The 22,972-nt window shown below is 73.8% G+C and carries 20 protein-coding genes; 8 read left to right on the top strand and 12 right to left on the bottom strand.

The features are described 5' to 3' along the window. Window positions 1-8: 8 nt before the first annotated feature. The 5 genes from OG550_RS21430 to pdxH form a co-directional block, all read right to left on the bottom strand. Complete coding sequence (locus OG550_RS21430; RefSeq protein ID WP_327679923.1) at window positions 9-1,211, bottom strand: FxsB family cyclophane-forming radical SAM/SPASM peptide maturase; 1,203 nt, start codon at window positions 1,209-1,211, stop codon at window positions 9-11. 54 nt (window positions 1,212-1,265) lie between these two features. Next, window positions 1,266-5,276: an FxSxx-COOH system tetratricopeptide repeat protein gene (fxsT, locus tag OG550_RS21425; protein ID WP_327679921.1), complete on the bottom strand. Its 4,011-nt coding sequence runs from the start codon at window positions 5,274-5,276 to the stop codon at window positions 1,266-1,268. Beyond that, window positions 5,266-6,642, bottom strand: coding sequence for a TIR-like protein FxsC (locus OG550_RS21420; protein ID WP_327679919.1), 1,377 nt, complete (start codon window positions 6,640-6,642; stop codon window positions 5,266-5,268). The genes fxsT and OG550_RS21420 overlap by 11 nt, the downstream gene beginning before the upstream one ends. 261 nt (window positions 6,643-6,903) lie before the next feature. After that, a complete protein-coding gene (gene fxsA, locus OG550_RS21415; RefSeq protein WP_327679917.1) occupies window positions 6,904-7,089 on the bottom strand; it encodes an FxSxx-COOH cyclophane-containing RiPP peptide in 186 nt (61 codons plus the stop codon). Window positions 7,090-7,215: 126 nt separating this feature from the next. After that, window positions 7,216-7,848: a pyridoxamine 5'-phosphate oxidase gene (pdxH, locus tag OG550_RS21410; protein ID WP_327684024.1), complete on the bottom strand. Its 633-nt coding sequence runs from the start codon at window positions 7,846-7,848 to the stop codon at window positions 7,216-7,218. A 417-nt stretch (window positions 7,849-8,265) separates the two neighbouring features. Between pdxH and OG550_RS21405 the strand changes: the two genes are divergently transcribed. Both OG550_RS21405 and serC read left to right on the top strand, forming a co-directional pair. Next, window positions 8,266-9,366 (top strand): citrate synthase 2, encoded by a 1,101-nt coding sequence (locus OG550_RS21405; RefSeq protein WP_327679915.1) that lies wholly within the window; start codon window positions 8,266-8,268, stop codon window positions 9,364-9,366. A 169-nt stretch (window positions 9,367-9,535) separates the two neighbouring features. Beyond that, the gene (gene serC, locus OG550_RS21400) at window positions 9,536-10,654 is read left to right on the top strand and encodes a phosphoserine transaminase (RefSeq protein WP_327679913.1); all 1,119 of its coding nucleotides are present in this window, start codon (window positions 9,536-9,538) and stop codon (window positions 10,652-10,654) included. Window positions 10,655-10,842: 188 nt separating this feature from the next. On the opposite strand, the gene OG550_RS21395 is transcribed toward serC, so the two are convergent. Then, a complete protein-coding gene (locus tag OG550_RS21395) occupies window positions 10,843-11,652 on the bottom strand; it encodes an SDR family oxidoreductase (RefSeq protein WP_327679911.1) in 810 nt (269 codons plus the stop codon). An 83-nt stretch (window positions 11,653-11,735) separates the two neighbouring features. On the opposite strand from OG550_RS21395, the gene OG550_RS21390 reads away from it, so the two are divergent. After that, entirely contained in the window at window positions 11,736-12,401 is a 666-nt protein-coding gene (locus OG550_RS21390) for a TetR/AcrR family transcriptional regulator (RefSeq protein WP_327679909.1), read from the top strand. A 75-nt stretch (window positions 12,402-12,476) separates the two neighbouring features. On the opposite strand, the gene thpR is transcribed toward OG550_RS21390, so the two are convergent. Next, window positions 12,477-13,064 carry an RNA 2',3'-cyclic phosphodiesterase gene (gene thpR / locus OG550_RS21385; RefSeq protein ID WP_327679907.1) on the bottom strand — a complete coding sequence of 196 codons (588 nt, stop codon included), beginning with the start codon at window positions 13,062-13,064 and terminating at the stop codon, window positions 12,477-12,479. A gap of 46 nt (window positions 13,065-13,110) precedes the next feature. Between thpR and OG550_RS21380 the strand changes: the two genes are divergently transcribed. Further along, complete coding sequence (locus OG550_RS21380; RefSeq protein ID WP_327679905.1) at window positions 13,111-13,632, top strand: GNAT family N-acetyltransferase; 522 nt, start codon at window positions 13,111-13,113, stop codon at window positions 13,630-13,632. 88 nt (window positions 13,633-13,720) lie between these two features. Here the strand turns inward: OG550_RS21380 and OG550_RS21375 are convergent, their stop codons facing one another. Together OG550_RS21375 and OG550_RS21370 are read right to left on the bottom strand one after the other, a co-directional pair. Further along, the gene (locus tag OG550_RS21375; protein ID WP_442906046.1) at window positions 13,721-15,409 is read right to left on the bottom strand and encodes an MFS transporter; all 1,689 of its coding nucleotides are present in this window, start codon (window positions 15,407-15,409) and stop codon (window positions 13,721-13,723) included. An 86-nt stretch (window positions 15,410-15,495) separates the two neighbouring features. After that, complete coding sequence (locus tag OG550_RS21370) at window positions 15,496-15,930, bottom strand: MarR family winged helix-turn-helix transcriptional regulator (protein ID WP_327679903.1); 435 nt, start codon at window positions 15,928-15,930, stop codon at window positions 15,496-15,498. Window positions 15,931-16,127: 197 nt separating this feature from the next. On the opposite strand from OG550_RS21370, the gene OG550_RS21365 reads away from it, so the two are divergent. Continuing rightward, entirely contained in the window at window positions 16,128-16,526 is a 399-nt protein-coding gene (locus tag OG550_RS21365; protein WP_327679900.1) for a VOC family protein, read from the top strand. Window positions 16,527-16,640: 114 nt separating this feature from the next. Here the strand turns inward: OG550_RS21365 and OG550_RS21360 are convergent, their stop codons facing one another. Then, window positions 16,641-17,564, bottom strand: a complete 924-nt coding sequence (locus OG550_RS21360) for a DUF4231 domain-containing protein (RefSeq protein WP_327679898.1) — start codon at window positions 17,562-17,564, stop codon at window positions 16,641-16,643. A gap of 132 nt (window positions 17,565-17,696) precedes the next feature. Between OG550_RS21360 and OG550_RS21355 the strand changes: the two genes are divergently transcribed. From OG550_RS21355 to OG550_RS21345, 3 genes are all read left to right on the top strand, one after another. Beyond that, window positions 17,697-18,146, top strand: coding sequence for a VOC family protein (locus tag OG550_RS21355; RefSeq protein WP_327679896.1), 450 nt, complete (start codon window positions 17,697-17,699; stop codon window positions 18,144-18,146). Between the two features lie 350 nt (window positions 18,147-18,496). Beyond that, the gene (locus OG550_RS21350; RefSeq protein WP_327679895.1) at window positions 18,497-19,798 is read left to right on the top strand and encodes a hypothetical protein; all 1,302 of its coding nucleotides are present in this window, start codon (window positions 18,497-18,499) and stop codon (window positions 19,796-19,798) included. Window positions 19,799-19,894: 96 nt separating this feature from the next. Beyond that, on the top strand, window positions 19,895-21,178 hold the full coding sequence (locus OG550_RS21345; RefSeq protein WP_327679894.1) for a hypothetical protein: 1,284 nt from the start codon (window positions 19,895-19,897) through the stop codon (window positions 21,176-21,178). Here OG550_RS21345 and OG550_RS21340 read toward each other — a convergent pair. Beyond that, window positions 21,150-22,409: an MAB_1171c family putative transporter gene (locus tag OG550_RS21340; protein WP_327679892.1), complete on the bottom strand. Its 1,260-nt coding sequence runs from the start codon at window positions 22,407-22,409 to the stop codon at window positions 21,150-21,152. The genes OG550_RS21345 and OG550_RS21340 overlap by 29 nt on opposite strands. Then, window positions 22,396-22,962 (bottom strand): hypothetical protein, encoded by a 567-nt coding sequence (locus OG550_RS21335; protein WP_327679890.1) that lies wholly within the window; start codon window positions 22,960-22,962, stop codon window positions 22,396-22,398. Before OG550_RS21335 ends, OG550_RS21340 begins: the two co-directional genes overlap by 14 nt. Between the last annotated feature and the right edge of the window lie 10 nt (window positions 22,963-22,972).

The raw sequence follows: 22,972 nt of genomic DNA, 5'->3' as shown, positions 1-22,972 counted from the left end.
CCGCCTCCTCAACCCGCCGCTCCCGTCACCGGCGCGCCGCCCAGCCGCGCCACGTCCTCCCGCAGCCGCCCCCCGATGTGGCGGATCAGCCGGGCGAGGTCCGCGCAGTACACCGAGGGCCACCCGAAGTGCCCGTCCCCGTAGCGGTGGGCGTAGAGGCCGCCGCCGCAGACCCGGGCCAGCGGGCAGGCGGCGCAGACCGGCCCGAGCCCGGCGAGGCCGCGCTGGCGGGCCCGGAAGGCCGGGTGGGCGGCGGCGTCCGCGAAGTCGTGGCGCCAGACGTCCAGGCCCGTGCCGGGCGCACCGTCGTACGCCGCCTTGAGGCTGTCCGCCTGCTCGATCGAGCCGTCCGCCTCGACCACCACGAGGTCCACCGGGGCGAGGCCGACGGCCTCGCTGGCCGCCCGCCCGCCGAGCAGCAGCACCGCCAGCTCCTCGAAGAGCCGCACGCCGGTCTCCCGGCGCGGTGCGCCGTACCAGCGGTCGAAGGCCGCAATCAGCCACCGGGCGTACGGCGCGGGCTCCCCGGCGGCGGCCCCGGTGGCGGCCCCGGCCGGCGGCGGGGCGGTGGGCACGGCCCGCCGCAGTCCGGGCGGCTGGGCCTCCCAGGTGCCGTGCGGCAGCAGCAGGTCGACCCGGGGCGGCGCGAACTCCAGCAGCGCCTCGTAGGTGGCGACCGGGTCGGCGGCGAGGTCGACCACGCAGAGCAGCCCGGCGAACAGCTCCCGGTGCTCGGCGGAGCCCAGCAGCCGGACCGCCTCCGCCGTCCGCGCCCAGCTGCCCGCGCCGGAGCGGAACCGCCGGTGCCGGTCGTGGTCGGCGGCCGCGCCGTCCAGCGACACCCCGACGCCGACCCGGTAGCGGTGCAGCACCTCCCAGAGCGCGGGCTCGGTGAGCAGCCGCAGCCCGTTGGTCTGCAGGCTGAACCGCACCCGCGGTGCGCTGGACGCCAACTCGCCCAGCAGCTCGTCCAGGTGGCCCGCGCCGACGAGCAGGGGCTCACCGCCGTGCAGGATCACCCCGACCTCGTCGAGCCCGCAGCGGTCCGCGTGCTCGGCGATCCGCCGGGCCGTCCGGCGGGCCGTCCCGACCGCCATCCGCCGCGGCCGGTCGCGCCAGCTCTGGTCCGCCGCCTCGTACATGTAGCAGTAGTCGCAGGCCAGGTTGCACCGACTGTGGATCTTCAGCAGATACTGCCGGAACGGCACCATGGCGGCGAGCCTAGCCGTGCCGCGACAGCCTCCCCAAGGTGCTCCGGCGGGCCGTCACACGGACGGCGGTTCGATGTCCGAGTCCAGCCGCATCCCCGCCATGACCGCCACCGTCGTCGGGTGCTCCTCCCCCAGGGTGCGCCGCGCCCGGCGGACGCAGTCGGCGCGCAGCTGGGCCGCGCGCTCCCGTTCGCCCGCGGCGGCGAGCGAGAGCGCGAGGTTGGAGCCGATGCCGATGGCGTCGTAGTGGTCCGGGCCGAGGGTCTCGACCATGAGCGGCCGGGCCTCCTCCTCCAGTGCGCGGGCGGCCGCCGGCTCCCCCATCAGCACCAGGTCGTTGGCGTGGTTCATCATCGCGATCGGGATGTAGAGGTGGTCGTCGCCGAGGACGGCCCGGAACTGCTCCAGCGTCCGCCCGGAGAGCTCGCGGGCCTCCTGGCCGCGCCCCGCGAGCCGGAGGTAGACGGAGAGGTTGTTGGCCCCGGCCAGGGTGACCGGGTGCTCCTCGCCGAGGTAGTCCCGGTACCGGGCGAGGGCCCGTTCGGCCAGCTGGATGGCCCGGTCGGTGTCGCCGAGCGCGTTGAGGTCGCTGGCCAGGTTGGTCGCGGCGGCCAGGGTGTCGGGGTGCTCGGGGCCGTTGATGTCCAGGTAGCGCTGGTAGATGTCCTCGTCGATCTCCAGCGCCTCGTTGTAGCGGCCCGCCCGGCGCAGTGCGACCGCCAGGTTCTTGCGGGCGCGCAGGGTGTCGGTGTGGCCGTCGCCGATGGTCTGCTGGTAGATCCGGACGGTCTCCTCCAGCAGGTCCAGCGCCTCCCGGAGCCGGCCGGTCTCGCGCAGGTCGCGGGCGTAGTTGGAGGCGGAGGAGAGTGCGTAGAGGCTGTGCGCGCCGAGCGCGTCGCGCTGCTGCAGGTAGTTGGTGCGGTGGAGCTCCAGGGCGGCCCGGCGGTCCCCGGCGAGGTAGTCGGAGACGGCCAGGTTGTTGGTGATCATCAGGGTGCGCGGGTGGTCGGGCCCGAGCGTGCGCCGGGCGGCCTCCAGCGTCCGGCGGTCGAGCGCGCGGGCCTCCTGGTAGCGGCCGAGCGAACGCAGGTCGGCGCCGAGGCTGTTGGCGACGGCGAGGGTGTGCGAGTGCTCCGGGCCGAGGGTGGCGGTGAACCGCTCCAGGATGTCCTCGTCCATCGCGTACGCCTCGTGCAGGGCGCCCTGGGAGCGTCGGATGTTGCTGAGCTGGGTGCGCAGCATCAGGGTCTGCGCGTCGTTGTCGGCGTCGAAGCCGGGGCCGCCGAAGCCCGGCCGGCGCCAGTGCTCCAGGGTGCGCTCGGCGAGGTCCCGGCCGGACTCGTGCAGGCTGCGCTTCCACTGGTAGCGCACCGAGTCGATGATCCACTGCCGGACGTCCTCGTCGGCGCTGCCGGTCGCGCCGGACGGCCAGAGGTGGGGCAGCAGGGCGGCGTACTGCGGCCAGTTGGCGGGGATGTCCGGCTCGCCGGGGTTGGCGGCGGCGAGCGCGGCGTGCACCACGGCGCGGATCTCGGCCCGTTCGCCGCCGCCCACCTGGTCGCGGAGCACCGCCTGGACCAGCCGGTGCACGGTGATGGTCCCGCTGCCCTGGTCGGTGCGGGCCAGGCCGAACCGGTTGATGGCGCGCAGGAACTCGCCGATCGCCAGCTTGTCGCGGGGCGCCCGGGGCGGCAGCCGCAGCGCGTGGGTCACCGGCCGGCTGTAGAGCAGCCGCATCGGGATGGCGTCCGGGCCGAAGAAGGCGCAGATCTCCAGGATCTGGGCGGCCGGCGCGTTGACGCCGCGCAGTTCCTCGACCGAGATCCGCCAGGTCGCGGCGGCGGAGTGCGGGTACTCGGCGGGGCGCAGCCGGGTGCGCTCCAGCATCTCGGTGAGGGCGTCGTCGAGCAGTTCGAGGTAGGTGGAGAACGGCATCGAGGTCTCCTGCAGCCAGACGGCGGCCTGCCCGATGGCGAGCGGGAGGTCGCCGAGCCGGTCGGCGACCTGGTCGGCGTCGGTGGGCGCGAGGCCGGTGTTGAAGCGGCGCAGCAGCCGGATGCTCTCCTCCCGCAGGAACACGTCGACCTCCGCGAGCCCGGCGTGCTTGGACCAGCCCTGGTTGCGGGAGGTGATCAGCACGTGGCCGCCGGAGGGGCCGGCGGGCAGCCAGGGCGCGAGCTCGTCGGGGGTGCCGGCGTTGTCGTAGACCAGCAGCCAGCGCCGGTAGGGCTGGCCGCGGCGCAGCGCGTCCAGCACGGCGGCGGCGGTGTGCGCGACGTCGTCGCTGCTCTCCACCCCGAGCCGGGGGGCCAGTTCGGCGAGCTTCTGCGGGATGTTGGCGGGCTCCTCGGCGGGCACCCACCAGACCACGTCGTAACCGGCCTTGAAGCGGTGCGCGTACTCGGCCGCGATCTGCGACTTGCCCGCGCCGCCGAAGCCGTACAGGACCTGGCTGAGGACGGCCGCGGACCCGGCGGTGAAGCGGTTGCGGAGCAGTTCGAGGAGCCGGCCGCGGCCGGTGAAGGAGGCGTTGCGCGAGGGCACCTCCTGGATCTGCGGCGCGGCGCCGGGGAAGCGCGCGGGCGCGGCGAACTCGCCGCTGTCGTTGCCCGGTTGCCGGTTGGAGCCGGGCGGCGGCCCGAGCTCGTTGTAGAGCTGGGACTCCGCGAGCAGGGCGGAGGAGCGGACCAGGTCGGGCACCGCCGGGCCGACGAACGGGCGGGGCACCGGCTCGTCCGAGCCCTGGAGCCGCAGCGCGACCAGCAGCGGCGAGCCGCTGGCCGGGTCGCGCCCGCCGAGCAGCTGCCAGGCCTCGGCGGCGCGGGCCAGCGCGGTGTACTCGGGTGAGAGCAGGGCGAGCATCCGGCCCTGCCCCTCCAGCGGCCCGGCGGCCTCCGGGGGTGTGCCGGGGTGCGTCTCCGCGGCGTTGTGCAGCGAGGTCTGGTAGCCGAAGCCGGTGAGGGTGGCCGCGGCCCACTCGGCCCACATCCGGTCCTCGGGGGCGTAGCTGACGTACACCTGGCGGGGCGTGGTGCGGGTGGAGCGCAGGTAGGCGCCGTACAGCCGGCGGCGGGCCTCACCGGTGAGCGGGCGCAGGGTGCGGACCCGGCCGTCGGTGATCCAGCCGGCCAGCCGCTCGAAGGCGTTGAGCAGGCTGCGGGCCTCCTGCGGCCGGTCCGCGACGGTGGCGGGCACCTCCTCGTACGCGTAGAACGGCTTGTACGGGACCTCGATGTCGCTCCAGTAGGCGGCCCGGCGGTCGGCGGCGAGCCAGCGGCCCAGGTAGGGGGCGAAGGCCTCGCGGGCGTAGTCCCGGCCGGCCTCCAGCCGCTCCTGCTCGGCGTCCTCGACCCGCATCGGGACGGGCAGGACCCGGATCGCGCGCTCCTCGGACTCGGCGATGGTGCGGGCCGCGTCGACGCCGCCGCGGATGTTCTGGGCGCTGAAGGTGAAGCAGTCGACGACGGTGTCGGGCATCAGCACGGTGCAGATGCCGGAGGTGTCGCTGACCCCGGTACGGCTGTCGATCAGCACGTAGTCGTAGGCCAGGGCCCAGCGTTCGCGCAGTTCGCGCAGGAACTCGCCGCCCCTGATGTCCCTGCCGTGGTAGAAGCTGCGCCAGTTGAAGCTGGTCACGGCGGCGGGGTAAGCGGCGTTCTGCCGCCCGGCGGGCAGGAAGTCGAGGCGTCCGCCGTCCGGCAGGTCGAGCGCGAGGCCGCAGATGTAGGCGTCGAGCCGGCCCGGTTCGTCCAGCCAGGCGCCGGGGGCGAGGCCGGTCGGCCCGGCGGCGGAGGGCAGCGCCTGCTTGACGTAGGCGCGCAGCAGGTCGATCAGCCCGTCGGTGGCGTGCAGCTCGGGGTCGACCAGCAGCGGGTGGTAGTAGCGGTGCAGGCCGGGCGCCTCCAGGTCCCAGTCCACCACGAGGACGCGCAGGCCGCGGCTGGCGAGGATCCAGCCGACGTTGGCCAGCGCCATGGTTCTGCCGGTGCCGCCCTTGAAGGAGTAGAAGGTGACGACCGTTCCCGGTCCGGTCCGCTCCGGCGCCAGGCCGGGCTCAGCGAACATCGTCGTGCTCCCCCTTCAGCGGCACTGCCGCGCCGTCCGGGCTGCGGCGAGGGCCCGGTGGCCACGCCGGAACGGCCAGCCCGGGCATCGCCGGACCGGCCTCCGCGCCGCCCGGACCGAGGCCGAAGACGGCACCCTCGCCATCGTCCCCCCAATCGAAGTTGTCGTCCATGAGCTTGTTCTGAGCGACCGTCACCATGATGGTGAGCTGGTTGTCGAAGCTCTCCCGGGGCACCGCGACGCGGAACAACTGCTCCGGATCGCTCCGGCGCAGCCAGCTCCGGCGGAACACGCCGCGCACGCCGGACCAGAGCGCGTCGCGCTCCGGCCCGGCGGCCGGGTCGCCGCTGCCGACCGGCACCACCACTCCGGTGACCGGGTGGTTCTGCTCGTCGTACTCGCGCAGCGCCGTCCGGTAGGCGTCGCTGCCGGCCACCCACGGGTCCACCAGCAGCACGCTCACCTGGTTGTCCTCGCGGGCCTGGTCGAGGCGGTCGCCGAGGCCCGGGGCGACCTCCTCCAGCGTGGTGGTGTGCCCGGCCGCGGTGATCACCTGCTGCGCGCGGACCACCAGGGACGGGTGGGTCGGCGGGTGGTACGGGGCCCAGTGCCAGGGCTTGGCGCCGTACCAGCCGCCCCGGCGGACGGGCCCGTCCCGGTCGGCGGCGGCGTCGCCGGGCTCCCGGTCCGCGCTCCGGGCGGGCGGCGGGTCGGAGGCCCGCCCGGCCGCGACGAAGAGCCGGACCATCCCGGCCGTGGGGGCGGAGCGCACCGGGGGCGCCACCGGGAAGTAGCCGCGGACGGCGCCGAGGTCGAAGTCGGGCAGTTCGGTGAGCCGGCGGCCGGCGGCGTCCCGGACCCGTTCGGCGACCACCCGGACGACCTGCCGGTACTCGGCGCCGAGCGGGTCGGTGCGCAGCAGGTCGCGCAGGCCGGAGCGGACGTAGGTCTCGCCCATGCCCTGCTGGACGTACTGGATCTTCAGGACCTCGTCGGGCAGCGCGTCGGGCAGGGACTCCCAGAGCACCGGGATGAGCGCCGGGACGACGTCGCCGGCCAGCTCCTCGTGCCGGCGGACCCGGCCGCGGAAGGCCGTCCACTCCTTGCCGCAATAGAGGCTGGCGAAGTAGGCCGGGGAGTAGAGCGCCACCATGGTGCGGCAGCGGGCCAGCATCCGGGCCAGCTGCTGCTCCCAGTTGTCGCCGAGGCGGAGCCGTTCGGTGTCCCGGTAGGCGATCTCGTCGGCGCCGGCGGAGGGTTCGATCAGGCCGAGTTCGTCCCTCAGGTCGTTGAAGAACTGGTCGACGAAGGCGTCCTCCGCCTCGTAGTCGCGACGCGCGTAGCTGAAGAAGAAGTACGGCCGCATTGCACCCCCCGGGCCTGACTGTGCCGCGCCTGCGCTGCTGTCATACCCAAGCTTGTCCCGAACTCCACCGGTCGCGCCGGGGAGTTGGCGAACCCGGCCGCATGCGGGGAGGCTACCGCGCGGGGCGGGCCGTGGTGCAGAACGGCGGGCACGACTCCGGCGGAGCAGTGCCGGAGCAGCACCGAACCAGGGACGGACCAGGGACGGACCAGGGGCGACCGCACCGGGACGGCGGTGGCGGCAGGCTCCGGAGGAGGGGTCCTAGAGCGCGGACTGGAAGGCCGCGAACGGTTCGGCCCCGGGGGCGAGGGCGTCCGCGACGACCCGGCGCAGGAGTTCGCCGAGCACGGTGTCGGGCAGCGCGTCGAGCTCGCCGAGCGGCAGGGCGGTGACGTCCACCAGGTCGGAGCCGAGCCCGGAGGCGGTTTCCGCGCCGCTGACGCCCATCAGTCCCTCACTCGATCGTCTCGGCCCAGGGGCCGACGGCCGGGGCCGGGGCCCCGGCCTGCGACGCGCATCCTACACCTGATCTTGACGCCCCATCAGCTCCGCGGCGGCGCCGCGCCCGGCCGTTCACGGGCAGAGCCGCTCCACCCGCCAGCCGGTCGGCGCGGCCGGGTCTGCCAGGTAGCGCAGCCGGTCGTGCAGCCGGTTCTCCCGGCCCTGCCAGAACTCGACGCTCTCCGGCACCACCCGGTACCCGCCCCAGAACGGCGGCACCGGCACCCCCTCGCCCTCCGGGTAGCGCCGCTCCAGCTCGGCGTAGCGCTGCTCCAGCACCTCGCGGGAGGCGACCGGGCTGGACTGCTCGCTGGCCCAGGCGCCGAGCTGGGAACCGTGCGGGCGGGTCCGGAAGTAGGCGGCGGTCTCGTCCCGGCCGACCTTCTCCACCCGGCCCTGGACGATCACCTGGCGGGCCAGCGCGATCCACGGGAAGAGCAGCGCCGCGTGCGGGTTGGCGGCCAGCTCGGTGCCCTTGCGCGAGCCGTAGTTGGTGAAGAAGACGAAGCCGCGGGCGTCGAACCCCTTGAGCAGGACGGTCCGCGAGCTGGGCCGCCCCGCGGCGTCGGCGGTGGAGAGCACCATCGCGTTGGGTTCCACCACCCCGGCCCCGTCCGCGTCGTGGAACCACCGGGTGAACTGGGCGACCGGTTCGGCGGCGAGTCCGTCCTCGACCAGTCCCTCGTGCGCGTAGTGCTTGCGCATCACGGTGAGGTCCGGTCCGGGGCGGGCCTCGTCGGCCAGGATCCGGGTGACGGGGGTCAGGGGCGTCGACTGGGCGCGGTCCGGGGTCTGCACGTCAACATCATCCCGTACGACAAGCAACCGGCACCGCTACCTCCGGACAAACCCCGGTGGGAGATAAGGTGACTCGCCACCGCCTGGCCGCCCGTCGTACGGTGATTTGTCCGGAACCTGGGGCTTGGTTCCGGAGATTCGCCGGGCACGACCGGCCCCCGGGCGAAAAGTCAAGCGGGCCCACGGGAAACATCACCACGGTGGTGTATGGCGCAATGCACCCCGTGCCTGTCACCCTGGCACCGAGTGCCAACCACCATTCGGTCACTGGTGTGCCTCCCCACCACGGAGGCCCGCCGATCGCAGAACTGAAGGAGCCGTGCCATGTCCGACTTCGTACCCGGGCTCGAAGGTGTCGTCGCTTTCGAGAGCGAGATCGCCGAACCCGACCGTGAAGGCGGCGCCCTGCGGTACCGAGGCGTCGACATCGACGACCTGGTGGGCCACGTCTCCTTCGGCCACGTCTGGGGCCTGCTGGTCGACGGCAAGTTCAACCCCGGCCTGCCGGCCGCCGAACCGTTCCCGATCCCGGTCCACTCCGGTGACATCCGGGTCGACGTGCAGTCCGCCCTCGCCATGCTCGCCCCGGTCTGGGGCCTCAAGCCGCTGCTGGACATCGACGCCGAGCAGGCCCGCGACGACCTCGCGCGCGCCGCCGTCATGGCCCTCTCGTACGTGGCCCAGTCCGCCCGCGGCCAGGGCCTGCCGATGGTCCCGCAGAGCGAGATCGACAAGGCCGAGACCGTCGTCGAGCGGTTCATGATCCGCTGGCGGGGCGAGCCCGACCCGAAGCACGTCAAGGCCATCGACGCCTACTGGACGTCCGCCGCCGAGCACGGCATGAACGCCTCGACCTTCACCGCCCGCGTCATCGCCTCCACCGGCGCCGACGTCGCGGCCGCCCTCTCCGGCGCGGTCGGCGCGATGTCCGGCCCGCTGCACGGCGGCGCGCCGTCCCGGGTGCTCGGCATGATCGAGGAGATCGAGCGCACCGGCGACGCCACCGCCTGGGTCAAGAACGCGCTGGACAAGGGCGAGCGCCTGATGGGCTTCGGCCACCGCGTCTACCGCGCCGAGGACCCGCGCGCCCGCGTGCTGCGCCGCACCGCCAAGGAGCTCGACGCGCCGCGCTTCGAGGTCGCCGAGGCGCTGGAGAAGGCCGCGCTGGAGGAGCTGCACAACCGGCGTCCGGACCGCGTGCTGGCCACCAACGTCGAGTTCTGGGCCGCCATCATGCTGGACTTCGCCGAGGTCCCCGCGCACATGTTCACCTCGATGTTCACCTGCGCCCGGACGGCCGGCTGGTCGGCGCACATCCTGGAGCAGAAGCGCACGGGCCGGCTCGTGCGCCCCGCCGCGCGCTACATCGGCCCCGGCTCGCGCAGCCCCCGCGACATCGAGGGCTACGACGCCATCGTGCACTGACGCACGGCACCCCCGCAGGCCCTGCGCACAGCGGGCCGAGCCGCCTGACGAACGGCGGGTCCGGTACCGACCGGACCCGCTGTTTCCGCAGCTCGCAGCCGGGAGGACGGCATCTCAGCGGGCGGACTGCCGTCGAATCCCGGGCGCCCCGGCCGGTAGGCTGCGCCCCGTGGCTCAGATCCAGATCCCCGCTGACATCAAGCCCGCAGACGGCCGTTTCGGCTGCGGCCCGTCCAAGGTGCGCCCCGAGGCCCTGAGTGCCCTCGCCGCCACCGAGACCTCCCTGCTCGGCACCTCACACCGCCAGGCCCCGGTCAAGAACCTGGTCAAGCGCGTGCGCGAGGGCGTGAGCAGCCTCTTCTCCCTCCCCGAGGGGTACGAGGTGGTTCTCGGCAACGGCGGGTCCACCGCCTTCTGGGACATCGCGGCCTTCGGCCTGGTGCGGGAGAAGTCCCAGCACCTCGACTTCGGAGAGTTCTCCTCCAAGTTCGCCTCCTCGGTCAAGGCCGCGCCCTGGCTCGCCGAGCCGAGCGTGATCAAGACCGCCCCCGGGACCCACCCGCTGCCGGTCGCCGAGGCCGGCGTGGACGTCTACGCGCTCACCCACAACGAGACCTCCACCGGTGTCGCGATGCCGATCGCGCGCCCGGCCGGCGGCGACGAGGGCTCGCTGGTCCTGGTGGACGCCACCTCGGGCGCCGGCGGCCTGCCGGTGGACATCACCGAGACCGACGTCTACTACTTCGCCCCGCAGAAGTCCTTCGCCGCCGAGGGCGGCCTCTGGCTGGCGACCTTCTCCCCGGCCGCCCTGGAGCGCGCCGCCGCGATCGCCGCCTCCGGCCGCTACATCCCGCCGTTCTTCGACCTGCCGACGGCCATCGACAACTCGTCGAAGGACCAGACGTACAACACCCCGTCGATCGCCACCCTGTTCCTGCTGGCCGACCAGCTGGAATGGCTGAACGGCAACGGCGGGCTCGACTGGGCCGTCGCCCGTACGGCTGATTCCGCGTCCCGCCTGTACGGCTGGGCCGAGAAGTCCGCGTTCGCCAACCCGTTCGTGGCGAACCCGGACGAGCGTTCGCAGGTCGTCGGCACGATCGACTTCGACGACGCGGTGGACGCCGCCGCCGTCGCCAAGGCACTGCGTGCCAACGGCATCGTCGACACCGAGCCGTACCGCAAGCTCGGCCGCAACCAGCTGCGCGTCGCGATGTTCCCGGCCGTCGACCCGGCCGACGTCGAGGCGCTCACCGCCTGCATCGACTACGTGGTCGGACAGCTCTGACCGACCGGCACGACGGACGAAGGGCCACCGCCTCCGGGCGGTGGCCCTCTTCGTTCGCCGGGGACGCTACCGGCCGACCAGTGAGCTGACCAGCACGACGACCAGCAGCAGCACCAGGGCTCCGGTCACGATACGCATACGAGTCTTGGGATCCACGGTCAACGAGCGTACCCCCGGCCCGCCACCGGTCAGACGCCGAGGTTGGACCCGCCGCTCGCGTCCAGGTTCTGGCCGGTGACCCAGCGGGCGTCGTCGGAGGCCAGGAACGAGACGATGTCCGCGACGTCGGCCGCCTCGCCGATCCGGTCGAAGACCGAGTAGGCGGCGGCCCCGGCGCGCGCCCGCGGATCGTCCAGCCAGGGGTTGATGTCGGTGTCCACCACGCCCGGCAGCACCGCGTTGACGGTGATCCCGCGCGGGCCCAGCTCCTCGGCGAGGGTGAGCGTCAGGGTGTTCAGCGCCCCCTTGGTCATCGCGTAGGCGACCGCCGTCGGGAACGCCACCCGGGTGACGCCGGAGGAGACGTTGACGATCCGGCCGCCGTCGCGGAGCCGGCCGAGGCCCTGCTGGACGACGAAGAACGGCGCCCGCGCGTTGACCGCGAAGACCTTGTCGAAGTCGGCCCCGGTCACCTCGTGGATCCGCCCGTACGCGCCGGTCCCGGCGTTGTTGACCAGGATGTCCAGCTCCCCCGGCTCCTCCCCCGCGGCCGGCTCCGGCCCGGCCTGCCAGTGCCGGACCAGCCCCGCGTCGAAGGCGGCCCAGAGCGCCTCGGCGCCCCCCGGGACGCCCAGCTCGGCACCGATCGCGAAGGCCCGGCCGCCGGCGTGCTCGATCGTCTCGACGACCTCCTCGGCCGCCGCCGCGTTCCGTCCGTAGTGGACGGCGACCAGTGCGCCGTCCCGCCCCAGGCGCTCGGCGATGCCCCGCCCGATCCCCCGGCTGCCACCCGTGACCAGCGCCGTCTTCCCCGCCAGCCTGCCCGTCGACGAACCCATGGATACGCCCCCAATTTCTGTAGCGGTCGCTAATGAAAGGAACCGTAGCACGCGTTGTGTAGTGGTCGATATAGAATCTGCCCATGGCGACGACGAGCAGCCCGCGGACCGGCACGAAGGACGCGAAGGGCGCGAAGGACGCGGCCGGCAGGGGCGGCGCGGGCACCGCGCAGCGCGGCCGGCCCCGCTCCTTCGACCGCGAGGCCGCCCTGGAGCAGGCGCTCCGGCTGTTCTGGGAACGCGGCTACGAGGCGACCTCGGTCGCCGACCTCACCGGCGCCATGGGCATCCGCCCGCCGAGCCTCTACGCGGCCTTCGGCGACAAGCGCGCGCTCTTCGACGAGGTGGTCGCCCGCTACCGCGAGAGCCACGGCGCCTACTCCGCGCGCGCGCTCGCCGAGGAGCCCACCGCCCGGGCCGGGGTGGCCCGGATGCTGCGCGAGGCCGCCGCCCAGGCCACCGACCCCGACCACCCGTGGGGCTGCCTGCTGATCAGCTCCACCGTCAACTGCACCTCGCCCGAGGTGGCCGAGACCGTCCGGGCCCTGCGCAACGCCAACGTCCGCGCCCTGGAGTCACTGATCCGCGCCGACGTCGCCGCCGGGCACGAGCCGGCCGGGACCGACCCCGCGGCGCTGGCCCGGTTCACCGCGACCGTCGTCCAGGGCATGTCGCAGCGGGCCCGCGACGGTGCGACCCGGGCCGAACTGGAACGCGTCGCCGCGGACGCCATGCGGGTGTGGCCCTGACGGACCGGGCACCGCCCGGCCGTACGGGCCCCGCCCGGCACCGCGCCGTGCGGGGCGGGGCGGGGCGGCCCGGCCTCAGCTCCAGCGGGCCAGCGGCCAGGAGCGGACGGTCTCGTAGTGCGCGAACCCGCCGTCGTGCTCGCTCTTCACCAGGTGCAGCTCGGCGGCCTCCCACTCCGGCCCCCGGTACTCCCCGAGCGCCAGCGCCAGCCCCTCCAGCTCCGCCGCCGCCACCCGCTGCACCGCGCGCCGGTGCCCGCGCGTCGAGCCGGCCCGGGCCAGGGTCAGGTGCGGGTGGAAGCTGAACGCGTCCACCTCGCCGACCGTCCCGGCGGTGGCGTCGTTCACCGCCTCGGCCAGCCGGCGCAGCGCCCAGGTCTGCCCCTCCGCCCCGGCCCAGAGCACCCGGTCCCCGAACCGTCCGGCGCCGGCCAGCCGCAGCGTGTGCACGGAGTGCACCCCGGCCACCGCGGCCAGTCCCTCCTCCAGCTCCGGCAGCCGCTCGACCGGCACCTCGCCGAGGAAGGCCAGCGTGAGGTGCCAGCCCTCGACCGCCGTCCAGCGCAGCCGGTCCGCCCCGGGCAGCGCGTGCAACGGCGCCACCGCGTCGACCAGCCCCTGCAACGCCGCCACCGGCGGCAGCACCGCCACGAAGAGCCTCATGGGGCCATCTTCCCGCGCGCGACGGTTTGGGCTAGAACGGTTTTCCATGGAGATCCGCAACGGGGGTCCCGAGGACATCCCCGACATCCTCGCCCTGCTCGACGGCGCGGTGGCCTGGCTGGCCGCCCTGGGCCGGACCCGGCAGTGGGGCAGCGAGCCGTTCAGCGCCACCCCGGCCAGGGTCGAGCACATCGCCAAGTACGCCGCCGAACCGTTCCTGCTCCGGCTCGCGGTGGCCGACGACGGCCGGACGGTCGGCTCCTGCGTCCTCTCCGGGGACCGGCCCGGCTACGCCACCGCGGCGGACGAGCCCGAGGTGTACATCCGCAACCTGGTGACCGACCGGGCCCGGAAGGGCTCGGGGATCGGCGCCGCGCTGGTCGCCGACGCGGTCGAGGAGACCCGCCGCCGGGGCGTCGGCCTGCTCCGGGTGGACTGCTACGCCGGGGGCGACCGCAGACTGGTCGGCCGGTACCGGGAGCTCGGCTTCACCGAGACGGAGTACTTCGAGGTCGAGCAGCCGGACGGCGGCCTCTGGCAGGGCCAGATCCTGGCGATCCGGGTCTGACCGGGCACCGCCTCCGGCCCGGACCCGCGCGGGCGGTCCGGACCCGCCGGCGGCCCGGACCCCGCGCGGGTTCCGGGCCGCCCCGGCATCAGCAGGCCGCCGCCAGCTCGGACCTGGCCGGGGCCGCGGTCCGCGGCACGAAGGCCACCACGCGTCCGCCGTGCCCCGGGTGCAGGTCGAAGCGGAGCCGCAGGTCGGCGCTGCGGGCCAGCACCAGGCCGACCACACCGGCCGCCAGCGCGGAGACCAGTCCGCAGGCCAGCAGGCCGAGCCGGGGCCCGTACGAGGCGGTCACCCAGCCCACGATCGGCGCGCCGATCGGCGTGCCGCCGGTGAAGACCAGCACCAGCAGGCCCATCACCCGGCCCCGCATCGCCGGCTCGGTGGCCAGCTGCAGCGCGGCGTTGACCGAGGTGTTGAAGCTCAGCCCGAACACCCCGATCAGGGTGAGCAGCGCGGCGAAGGTCCAGTAGCCGGGCGCGAACGCGGCCACCACCTCCAGCAGCCCGAAGGCCAGCGCGGCGCCCACGAGCCGGCGCAGCCTCGGCGCTCCCCGGCGGGCCGCGATCAGCGCGCCGGTCAGCGAGCCGACCGCCATCGCGGTGTTCAGCAGGCCGTACTGCCCGGCGCCGACGTGGAAGGTGTCGGAGGCGAAGCCGGAGAGCAGCGTCGGGAAGTTGAAGCCGAAGGTGCCGATGAACCCGGCCAGCACCATCGGGAAGAGCAGCTCCGGCCGCTCCTTCACGTACCGCAGGCCCTCGCGCAACTGCCCCTTCTCGCGGGCGATCGGCGCGGTCGGCCGCAGTTCGGCCGGCCGCATGGCCAGCAGCCCGCCGATCACGGCGGCGAAGGAGAGCGCGTTCACCGCGAACGCCCAGCCGCTGCCGACCGCGGCGATCAGCAGGCCCGCCACGGCGGGGCCGACCAGCCGGGCGGTCTGGAAGTTGGCGGCGTTCAGGCTGACCGCGTTGGCGAGGTCCTTCGGGCCGACCATCTCGGAGACGAAGGCCTGCCGGGTCGGGTTGTCCACCACGGTGACCAGGCCGAGCAGCAGCGCGAAGACGTACACGTAGTACGGCGTCACGACGCCGCCGACGGTCAGCACGGCGAGGCCGGCGGCCAGCAGGCCCATCGCGCCCTGGGTGTAGATCAGCAGCCGGCGCTTGGGCATCCGGTCCGCGAGCACGCCGCCGAACAGGCCGAGCAGCAGCATCGGCAGGAACTGCATGGCGGTGGTGATGCCGACGGCGAGCGGGCTGCCGGTGAGGCTGAGCACGAGCCAGTCCTGGGCGATCCGCTGCATCCAGGTGCCGGTGTTGGACACCACCTGGCCCGCGAAGTAGTAGCGGTAGTTGCGCACGCGCAGGGAGGAGAACATCCCCCCGGGCCGGGTGAAGCGGGCGCCGGTCGGCGAGTCGGTGCCCGCCGCCGGGGCGGCCTTCGAGGGCGCGGCGTCCGGCTCCGCGGCCGTCGGGACGGCGGGGGTCGCGGAGGCCGCGGTCACCGGGAGGGACCGGGCGGGGTACGCCGCCGGGGTGGCGGCGGGCGACGGGCGGGCGCCGCCGTGAGCGGCGGGGTCGTCCGCCGCGGTGCGTTCGTCGGGGTCGTCGTCGCCGCTGCCCGGCAGGCCCGTCGGAGCGGGTGCCCGGGTGTCGGCGGCCGCGGCGCTCGCCGCGGCGGGGTCGGTGGTCGGTTCGTCGGTACGGATGGCGGCGGCGCTGGCTGCGGCCGGCGGTGTCACGGTGGTCTCCCCTCGCGGCGCGACGGCCCGTGGCATGGCCGTCGCGCTCCTGGTTCCGGTGATCGGTCCTGCGGTGATGCGGTTCTCCTTCGTCCCCCGGCGGCTGACCGGAATGGCTGTGCCTAGAGGTGTGCGAGCTTGTAGAGCACGGGCGCGGCCTCGCGGAGGACGGCCCACTCCTCCTCGTCGAGCCCCTGGGCGAGCTCGGCGAGCCAGGCGTTCCGGCGGCTGCGGCTCTCCGCGAGGATCGCCTCGGCCTCTTCGGTACTGCTGACGACCACCTGGCGGCGGTCCTCCGGGTGCGGCTCGCGCCGCACCAGGCCCTTCTCCTCCAGCATCGCGACGATCCTGGTCATCGAGGGCGGCTGTACGTGCTCCTTCCGGGCGAGCTCACCCGGCGTGGCCTTCCCGCACCGTGCGAGGGTGCCCAGCACTCCGATCTCGGTAGGGCTGAGCGACTCCTCGACCCGCTGGTGACGCAGGCGACGGGAGAGGCGCATGGCGGACGACCGCAGCTGACTGACGGCTGCGAGGTCCTGCTCGGACATCTCGGGCATGTTCTTTAGCCTATGTCATTACTCTCGCTAAAGAAAATCGGTTTCCCACCCGCCCCGGGAGTCACACCGCCCACCGGCCGTCCGCCCGCCCGCCGTCCGCCGCCCACCGGCCGTCCGCCGTGCCGCCTGCCGCGCCGAGCGGGATGCTGGACGTACGGGTTACCCGCCCGCCCCACAGGAGAAGGGCCGACCAGACCATGTCCGACCTCGCCACCGAGCAGAACGACACCGGCTTCGCCCGCCTCGCCATGGTCACCATCGACTGCGCCGACCCGGTCGCGCTGGCCGCCTTCTACGGCGAGCTGCTCGGGTGGGAGACCCGGCACGTGGACGAGCAGTTCGCGATCCTGGACAACCCGGAGGGCGGCAGCCCGCTCGGCTTCGGGCGCGTCAACGGCTACCGTCCGGAGCCCTGGACCGAACCGGACGGCGGCAAGCACTTCCACCTGGACTTCTACGTCGACGACCTGGAGGAGACCACCGCCCGCGCGCTGGCCCTCGGCGCGACCGAACCCACGTACCAGCACGGCCGCACCCTCAAGGTCCTGATCGACCCGGCCGGCCACCCGTTCGGTCTAGCGCCCCTGGAGTCCTGACCCGGTCGGGCCTCCCGGCCGGAGCGCCTCCGGCCCCGGCCGCGTCCACGCCCGGGCGACCCCTCCTCCCGCGCCCCCGTCCTGGCCCCGCCCCGGCCGCCCCGCCCCGTCCGCTCAGCGCGGGAAGGCGCGGCGAGCCCGCCAGGTGGTGTGCTCGCGCGACACCGCGTCCTCCGCCTCGGCCGCCAGCCGGGCCCACCGCTGCTCGGCGTCGGGCGCCCGCACGTCGAGGTCCGAGAGCTGGTTGCCGACGTTCTCCAGCTCGCGCGCCGCCAGCTGGTACGCCGCCGCCAGCGGGCGGAGCTGCTTCAGCTGGGTCCAGGCGATGATCGCCGCGGCCGCCGCCGAGCTCGCCCCGAAGACGTGCACCTCCAGCGCGCCGGTCGCCTGCGCGATCGCCGCCGCGGCACCGATGATGATCAGCGTCGCTATGCCCAGCCCCCAGGAGACCGCCTGGGACTCGCAGGACTCGGCCCGCGAGCGGTACCAGGTCCGCTGCCCCTCCACCCGGGTGCGGAGGTAGAGCGTCCGCCGGGCGGTCAGCGACTCCGCCCGCACCCGGCGCATCTCCGGCGTGATCTCGGGGACGGTGCCCGCCGGCACGATCTCCGGGTCCTCGAACGCCCTCAGCACGTCCTCCACCTGGAGCAGGTAGCCGCGGTCGACGTCGGCCGAGTCCGCGTCACCCTCGAACGGCCTGGCCCGCACCGAGTACTTCCAGGCCAGCGTCTTCACCGACTCGGCCGCCGCCCGCGCCTCGTACCACCGGCCCTGCGGGTTGCTGCGGCGCAGCCGTGACCAGAAGTAGCCGGCGATCAGGAAGGCGGCCACCGAGAAGAGGGGGATGACGTCCGGCTCCCCGCGGTCGTCCGGGCCCGGCAGCGACCCGATCGCCGCCGCGATCACCAGCATCCCGATCAGACCCCGGTACCAGCGCAGCGTCTGCTGCTGCCCCTCCAGGGACGCCTCGTCGGCCGTCCGGAACAGCTCCGGCAGCAGCTGTGCCTCGACCCCCGCCGGCGGATCCTCTCGCACCATCAGTCGTTCCCCCTCGACGCTATCCGTCCAGCGAGTATTCCCTCCACCAACTGCCCTACACGGGCACCTTTTTGACACCGCCCGGCGGCGGGTGATTGCCCGTCGGCCACGACTACCGGTATAACCGGTTACATGCCCCTGCACTGGAAGCTCGTCATCGACTGCGCCGAACCGCACCGCCAGGCCGCCTTCTGGGCCGCCGCACTCGACTACACCGTCGAGGACCACAGCTCCCTGATCGAGCGCCTGCTCGCCGCCGGGGCCGCCGGCCCGGACCTCGTGACCGAGGTCGACGGCCGCCACGCCTGGCGCACCCTGGCCGCCGTCCGCCACCCCGGCGACCCGCACGACCCCGCCACCGACACCGGTCTCGGCCGCCGGATCCTCTTCCAGCAGGTCCCCGAAGCGAAGCAGGGCAAGAACCGCCTCCACCTCGACGTCCACAGCGAACCCGGCACCCGCGAGGCCACCGTCGAGCGCCTCCAGACCCTCGGCGCCACCGTCCTCGACCGCGTGGACCAGCCCGCCGGCTCCTGGGTCGTCATGCAGGACCCCGAGGGCAACGAGTTCTGCGTCCACTAGTCCCGCCGAGGGCGCCCCCAGCCCTCCACAGTGAACTCATAGTGAAAAAATTCAAGCCAGAAGAGAGCCGCAGGCGCATCGTCAGCCGCCTGCGGCTCTCGATATTTTGTGCGGACAAGGCCTCATAAAGCGCCGAGTCAACGCGCGTAAATCGCGCCAGCGAGCTCGTTGATCATTTTCACTAAAGATTGACCCCTCCTGAGCGACGCATGAATGATGCTCGTAAGTGACCCGCCGTCACATCGGCATCGGGGGCCCCGCGGACACCACGGGGCGCAGGTCACGAACGGCCCGCCCGAAGGGCAGGCCCACCGCATTCCCACATCCGTCGCTCCAGGGGAGAACCCTTCATGTCCACCACGCACGCCCTGAACCGGGGGCTGGCCGTCGCGGCCGCCGCCGCCCTGATCGCCGGCGTCGTCGCCGCCACCCCGGCCTTCGCCGCCCAGCACGACGCGCCCCCGTCCGCGACCGCCGTCCAGGACCTCGACAAGGGCGGTGCCGGCCAGGGCCCGTCCGTGGCGCTCGCCCAGGCCGCCGGGCCGAGGATCGGCCGGAGCGAGGTGATCAGCCGCGCCGCCTCCTGGTACGGCATCGGACTCAAGTACACCAAGACCGGTGAGACCTACCAGGGGTACCGCAAGGACTGCTCCGGCTACGCCTCGATGGCGTGGCGCCTGGGCACCCCGGGGCTCGACACCACCAGCTTCGTCCCGAGCGGGGTCGCCTCCTGGATCAGCAAGGGCGACCTGAAGCCGGGCGACGCCCTGCTCAACGACGCGGCCGGCTACGACGGCCACATCGTCCTCTTCGAGGGCTGGGTGGACTCCTCGAAGGGCTCGTACTACGGCTACGAGTTCACCGGCAGCGGGGTGCAGCACCGCACGATCCCGTACCCCTACTTCTCCGGCCACGGCACCTTCAAGCCGGCGCGCAACAACAGCATCGTCGACGACGGGCAGCCGCCGCAGACCACCGGCGACCAGCCGGTGGCGGGGAACTGGGACGGCGGCCCGGCCGGCAACGTCGGTGTCTTCCGACCCTCCACCGGACAGTTCCACCTCCGCAACGACGACGGCTCCCTCGTCAAGCTCGACTGGGGCCAGGCAGGAGACCTCCCCGTCTCCGCCAACTTCGACGGCTCCGGCCCCGACAACATCGGCATCTTCCGACCCTCCACCGGACAGTTCCACCTCCGCAACGACGACGGCAGCCTCGTCAAGCTCGACTGGGGCCAGGCAGGAGACCTCCCCATCGCCGGGAACTGGGACGGCGGCCCCGCCGGCAACGTCGGCATCTTCCGCCCCTCCACCGGACAGTTCCACCTCCGCAACGACGACGGCTCCCTCGTCAAGCTCGACTGGGGCCAGGCAGGAGACCTCCCCATCAGCGGCAACTTCGACGGCTCCGGCCCCGACAACATCGGCGTCTTCCGCCCCTCCACCGGACAGTTCCACCTCCGCAACGACGACGGCAGCCTCGTCAAGCTCGACTGGGGCCAGGCAGGAGACCTCCCCGTCGCCGCCAACTTCGACGGCGGAAACGGCGCCCCCGCCACCAACGTCGGCATCTGGCGCCCCTCCACCGCACAGTTCCACCTCCGCAACGACGACGGCTCCCTCGTCAAGCTCGACTGGGGCCAGCCCCGCTGACCACCTCCCCCGTGCGCGCGGCCGCCTGCCGCGCGCACGGGGGAGCGCATCCGGCGCCCCCCGACCGAACTCCCCACGAAGGACGAGTACTTCACCGTGAACCGCACCCTGCGCCACCACCTCGCCGCGGCCACCGTCACCGCCGCCCTCGCCGCCGGCCTCCTCGCGACCGCCCCGGCCGCCCAGGCCGCCGGGGTGGACCTCTCCAACCCGGCCGCCGTCACCGCCGCCGCGGACTACTCCTGCGGCCCGGTCAAGAGCACCGACCAGGCCGTCGTCGACGCGCTCAACCCCACCCTCACCGGCACGCTCCACAACTGGATGACGCCCTACCGGCTCTCCTGCGCCCGCGCGATCGTCAACACCGTCCAGAGCCGCGGCCTCCCCGAGCGCGCCGCCGTCATCGCCGTGACCACCTCCATCGTCGAGACGACCCTGCGCAACAACCCCAACACGGAGGACCACGACAGCGTCGGCCTGTTCCAGCAGCGGGCCAGCTGGGGCTCGTTCGAGAACCGGATGAACCCGACCTGGGCGACCACCGCCTTCCTCAACTCGATGCTCCGGGTGAGCAACTGGCAGACGCGGCCGATCGGCGAGGTCTGCCAGGCCGTCCAGATATCCGCCTTCCCCGCCAAGTACCAGCCGCAGGCCGCCGACGGCGAGCGCATCGTCAGGGCCCTGCTCGGCAGCGCATCCGGCGCCGGCGACCAGCCGGTGGCGGGGAACTGGGACGGCGGCCCGGCCGGCAACGTCGGTGTCTTCCGACCCTCCACCGGACAGTTCCACCTCCGCAACGACGACGGCTCCCTCGTCAAGCTCGACTGGGGCCAGGCAGGAGACCTCCCCGTCTCCGCCAACTTCGACGGCTCCGGCCCCGACAACATCGGCATCTTCCGACCCTCCACCGGACAGTTCCACCTCCGCAACGACGACGGCAGCCTCGTCAAGCTCGACTGGGGCCAGGCAGGAGACCTCCCCATCGCCGGGAACTGGGACGGCGGCCCCGCCGGCAACGTCGGCATCTTCCGCCCCTCCACCGGACAGTTCCACCTCCGCAACGACGACGGCTCCCTCGTCAAGCTCGACTGGGGCCAGGCAGGAGACCTCCCCATCAGCGGCAACTTCGACGGCTCCGGCCCCGACAACATCGGCGTCTTCCGCCCCTCCACCGGACAGTTCCACCTCCGCAACGACGACGGCAGCCTCGTCAAGCTCGACTGGGGCCAGGCAGGAGACCTCCCCGTCGCCGCCAACTTCGACGGCGGAAACGGCGCCCCCGCCACCAACGTCGGCATCTGGCGCCCCTCCACCGCACAGTTCCACCTCCGCAACGACGACGGCTCCCTCGTCAAGCTCGACTGGGGCCAGCCCCGCTGACGCCGTCACCCCGCCCCTGCACACCACCGCCCCGCACACCGCCGTCGCCCGGCGCGCCGCTCACCGGCGCGCCGGGCACGGCGTCCAGGCTCCGGGCGACGGCCACCACCGCGGGGAGCTCCACCACCGCCGCCACCCGCTCGAACCAGCGGATCTCGGCATCCAGGTCCAAGTCCTCCCGGCCCTCCGGGCGGCTTCCGAACCGCCCGTGCCTCCCGGCGAGTTCGCACGACACCGCATGGCGCAGCAGGACGGCCTCGATCGCCGCGGCCAGCCGGTCACCGGTGAGCCCGGCCGCCTCCAGCCCCGCCGACGCGGCCGCCGGATGCGCCGCTCCGACGTGCCCCTCCAGCGCGAGCGCGCTGTCCCGGATCTCGATCACGTAGCGGTACAGCCGCAGGCGGGGGTTGTTGCGCCGCAGCTCCTCCGGCAGCGGCAGGGCCACCTCGGGCGTCGCCGTCTGCAACAGCCGCCAGAGCGGCGCGATCCGGTCGGCCTGCCGCGCGGTGGCGCGCTTCTGCTGGTACTCGGCCAGGGACGGCCAGACCACCGCGAGCCCGAACAGCACCACGGTGAGCGCCAGCAGGATCTGTGTCGTGCCCGCCACGGCCGCCGGGGCCAGCCACGGCCGGTCGAACCGGCTCGCCGTCACACAGGCCAACCGGTGCACCAGGTAGGCCGTGGCGAGCACCGTGGAGACGCGCAGCAGCCAGAGCGAGGTCCGCGCCGAACCGGGCCCGATGTGCTCCCCGGGCACCCAGCAGAGCCGCGCGGCCGCCGCCAGGCCGATCGCCATGCCACCGGTCAGCACCATCCAGTACAGGAAGCCGGCCGTCGAGTGCCGACTGTACGTCAGCAGATCGACCTCGCCGTCCGGCCTCGGCATCACCGCGAACGAGGCCGCCAGGGCGACCGAGGCGGTCGCCAGCCCGGCCAGGTTCAACCGGGACACCCGCTCCGGCGCCCTCCCCGTCATCTCCCGCACGAACTCCAGCATGGCCGCCGTCCCGCCCAGCCCCATCACGTGCACCAGCAGGTTGGTGCCGCTGTCGATGCCGAGCACGGCGTCGACCGCCCGCCGCACCACCGGTGCCCCCAGCGTCGCCGACAGCGCCCAACAGGCCCACATCGCCGACAGCACCCGGTTGCGCCGGGGCCGGGAACTCCAGTTGCGGAGGCCGTACAGGGCCAGCAGCCACAACGGCAGAGCCACCAGGTCAAACGGCCTCAACCGGCCCCCTCCACTCGTAGGCGTCGGCGAACGTGCAGATCACCAGGGACAGCGTGTCGGCCGACTCGCGCGAGGCGCCCGGGCGGGCCGCCGGGACGCTGTCGAAGTGCTGCCACATCAGGGAGGCCAGCAGCTCGGCCTCCCGCTCCTGGCCGGTGGTCGTCCGGGTGCGGTCCCGGGCCAGCAGCCGGGCCGCCATCGCCGGGTCCAGGTCGGGGAAGAGCCGCCGCAGTCCCTCGTGGTCCGGCTCACCGCCCTGCCGGTGGTCCAGCAGGATGTGCGCCAGCTCGTGCAGCACGATGTGGGCCTGGTGCACCGGGCTGGTGACCGCCGAGTAGTAGACGTGGTCGGATTCGCCGAGGGCGATCCACGCCCCGCAGATCCCCGACCCGCGCGCGTCCGCCCTCGGCAGCGGGATCAGCCGCAGCGGCCGGCCACGCCACCGGGCCACGGCGTCGGCCAGGCTCTCGACCGTGTACCGCGCCGGGACGTCCAACTGCCCGATCAGGGCGTCACAGCGCGCCTTGAACCCGCGCCACTCCCGTTGCTCCATCCGCGCCCCC

Origin of the sequence: Kitasatospora sp. NBC_00458, from assembly GCF_036013975.1 — a bacterium.
In the GTDB taxonomy this organism is placed as follows: Bacteria; Actinomycetota; Actinomycetes; order Streptomycetales; family Streptomycetaceae; genus Kitasatospora.
The sequence above is the reverse complement of the archived record's forward strand: the minus strand, read 5'-3'. Positions and strand labels throughout refer to the sequence as shown.

Coding starts and splice junctions, on each gene's coding strand:
- OG550_RS21430 (WP_327679923.1), bottom strand. CDS start 1,211: ATGGTGCCGTTCCGGCAGTATCTGCTGAAGATCCACAGTCGGTGCAAC.
- fxsT (WP_327679921.1), bottom strand. CDS start 5,276: ATGTTCGCTGAGCCCGGCCTGGCGCCGGAGCGGACCGGACCGGGAACG.
- OG550_RS21420 (WP_327679919.1), bottom strand. CDS start 6,642: ATGCGGCCGTACTTCTTCTTCAGCTACGCGCGTCGCGACTACGAGGCG.
- fxsA (WP_327679917.1), bottom strand. CDS start 7,089: ATGGGCGTCAGCGGCGCGGAAACCGCCTCCGGGCTCGGCTCCGACCTG.
- pdxH (WP_327684024.1), bottom strand. CDS start 7,848: ATGCGCAAGCACTACGCGCACGAGGGACTGGTCGAGGACGGACTCGCC.
- OG550_RS21405 (WP_327679915.1), top strand. CDS start 8,266: ATGTCCGACTTCGTACCCGGGCTCGAAGGTGTCGTCGCTTTCGAGAGC.
- OG550_RS21395 (WP_327679911.1), bottom strand. CDS start 11,652: ATGGGTTCGTCGACGGGCAGGCTGGCGGGGAAGACGGCGCTGGTCACG.
- OG550_RS21390 (WP_327679909.1), top strand. CDS start 11,736: ATGGCGACGACGAGCAGCCCGCGGACCGGCACGAAGGACGCGAAGGGC.
- thpR (WP_327679907.1), bottom strand. CDS start 13,064: ATGAGGCTCTTCGTGGCGGTGCTGCCGCCGGTGGCGGCGTTGCAGGGG.
- OG550_RS21380 (WP_327679905.1), top strand. CDS start 13,111: ATGGAGATCCGCAACGGGGGTCCCGAGGACATCCCCGACATCCTCGCC.
- OG550_RS21375 (WP_442906046.1), bottom strand. CDS start 15,409: ATGCCACGGGCCGTCGCGCCGCGAGGGGAGACCACCGTGACACCGCCG.
- OG550_RS21370 (WP_327679903.1), bottom strand. CDS start 15,930: ATGCCCGAGATGTCCGAGCAGGACCTCGCAGCCGTCAGTCAGCTGCGG.
- OG550_RS21365 (WP_327679900.1), top strand. CDS start 16,128: ATGTCCGACCTCGCCACCGAGCAGAACGACACCGGCTTCGCCCGCCTC.
- OG550_RS21360 (WP_327679898.1), bottom strand. CDS start 17,564: ATGGTGCGAGAGGATCCGCCGGCGGGGGTCGAGGCACAGCTGCTGCCG.
- OG550_RS21355 (WP_327679896.1), top strand. CDS start 17,697: ATGCCCCTGCACTGGAAGCTCGTCATCGACTGCGCCGAACCGCACCGC.
- OG550_RS21350 (WP_327679895.1), top strand. CDS start 18,497: ATGTCCACCACGCACGCCCTGAACCGGGGGCTGGCCGTCGCGGCCGCC.
- OG550_RS21335 (WP_327679890.1), bottom strand. CDS start 22,962: ATGGAGCAACGGGAGTGGCGCGGGTTCAAGGCGCGCTGTGACGCCCTG.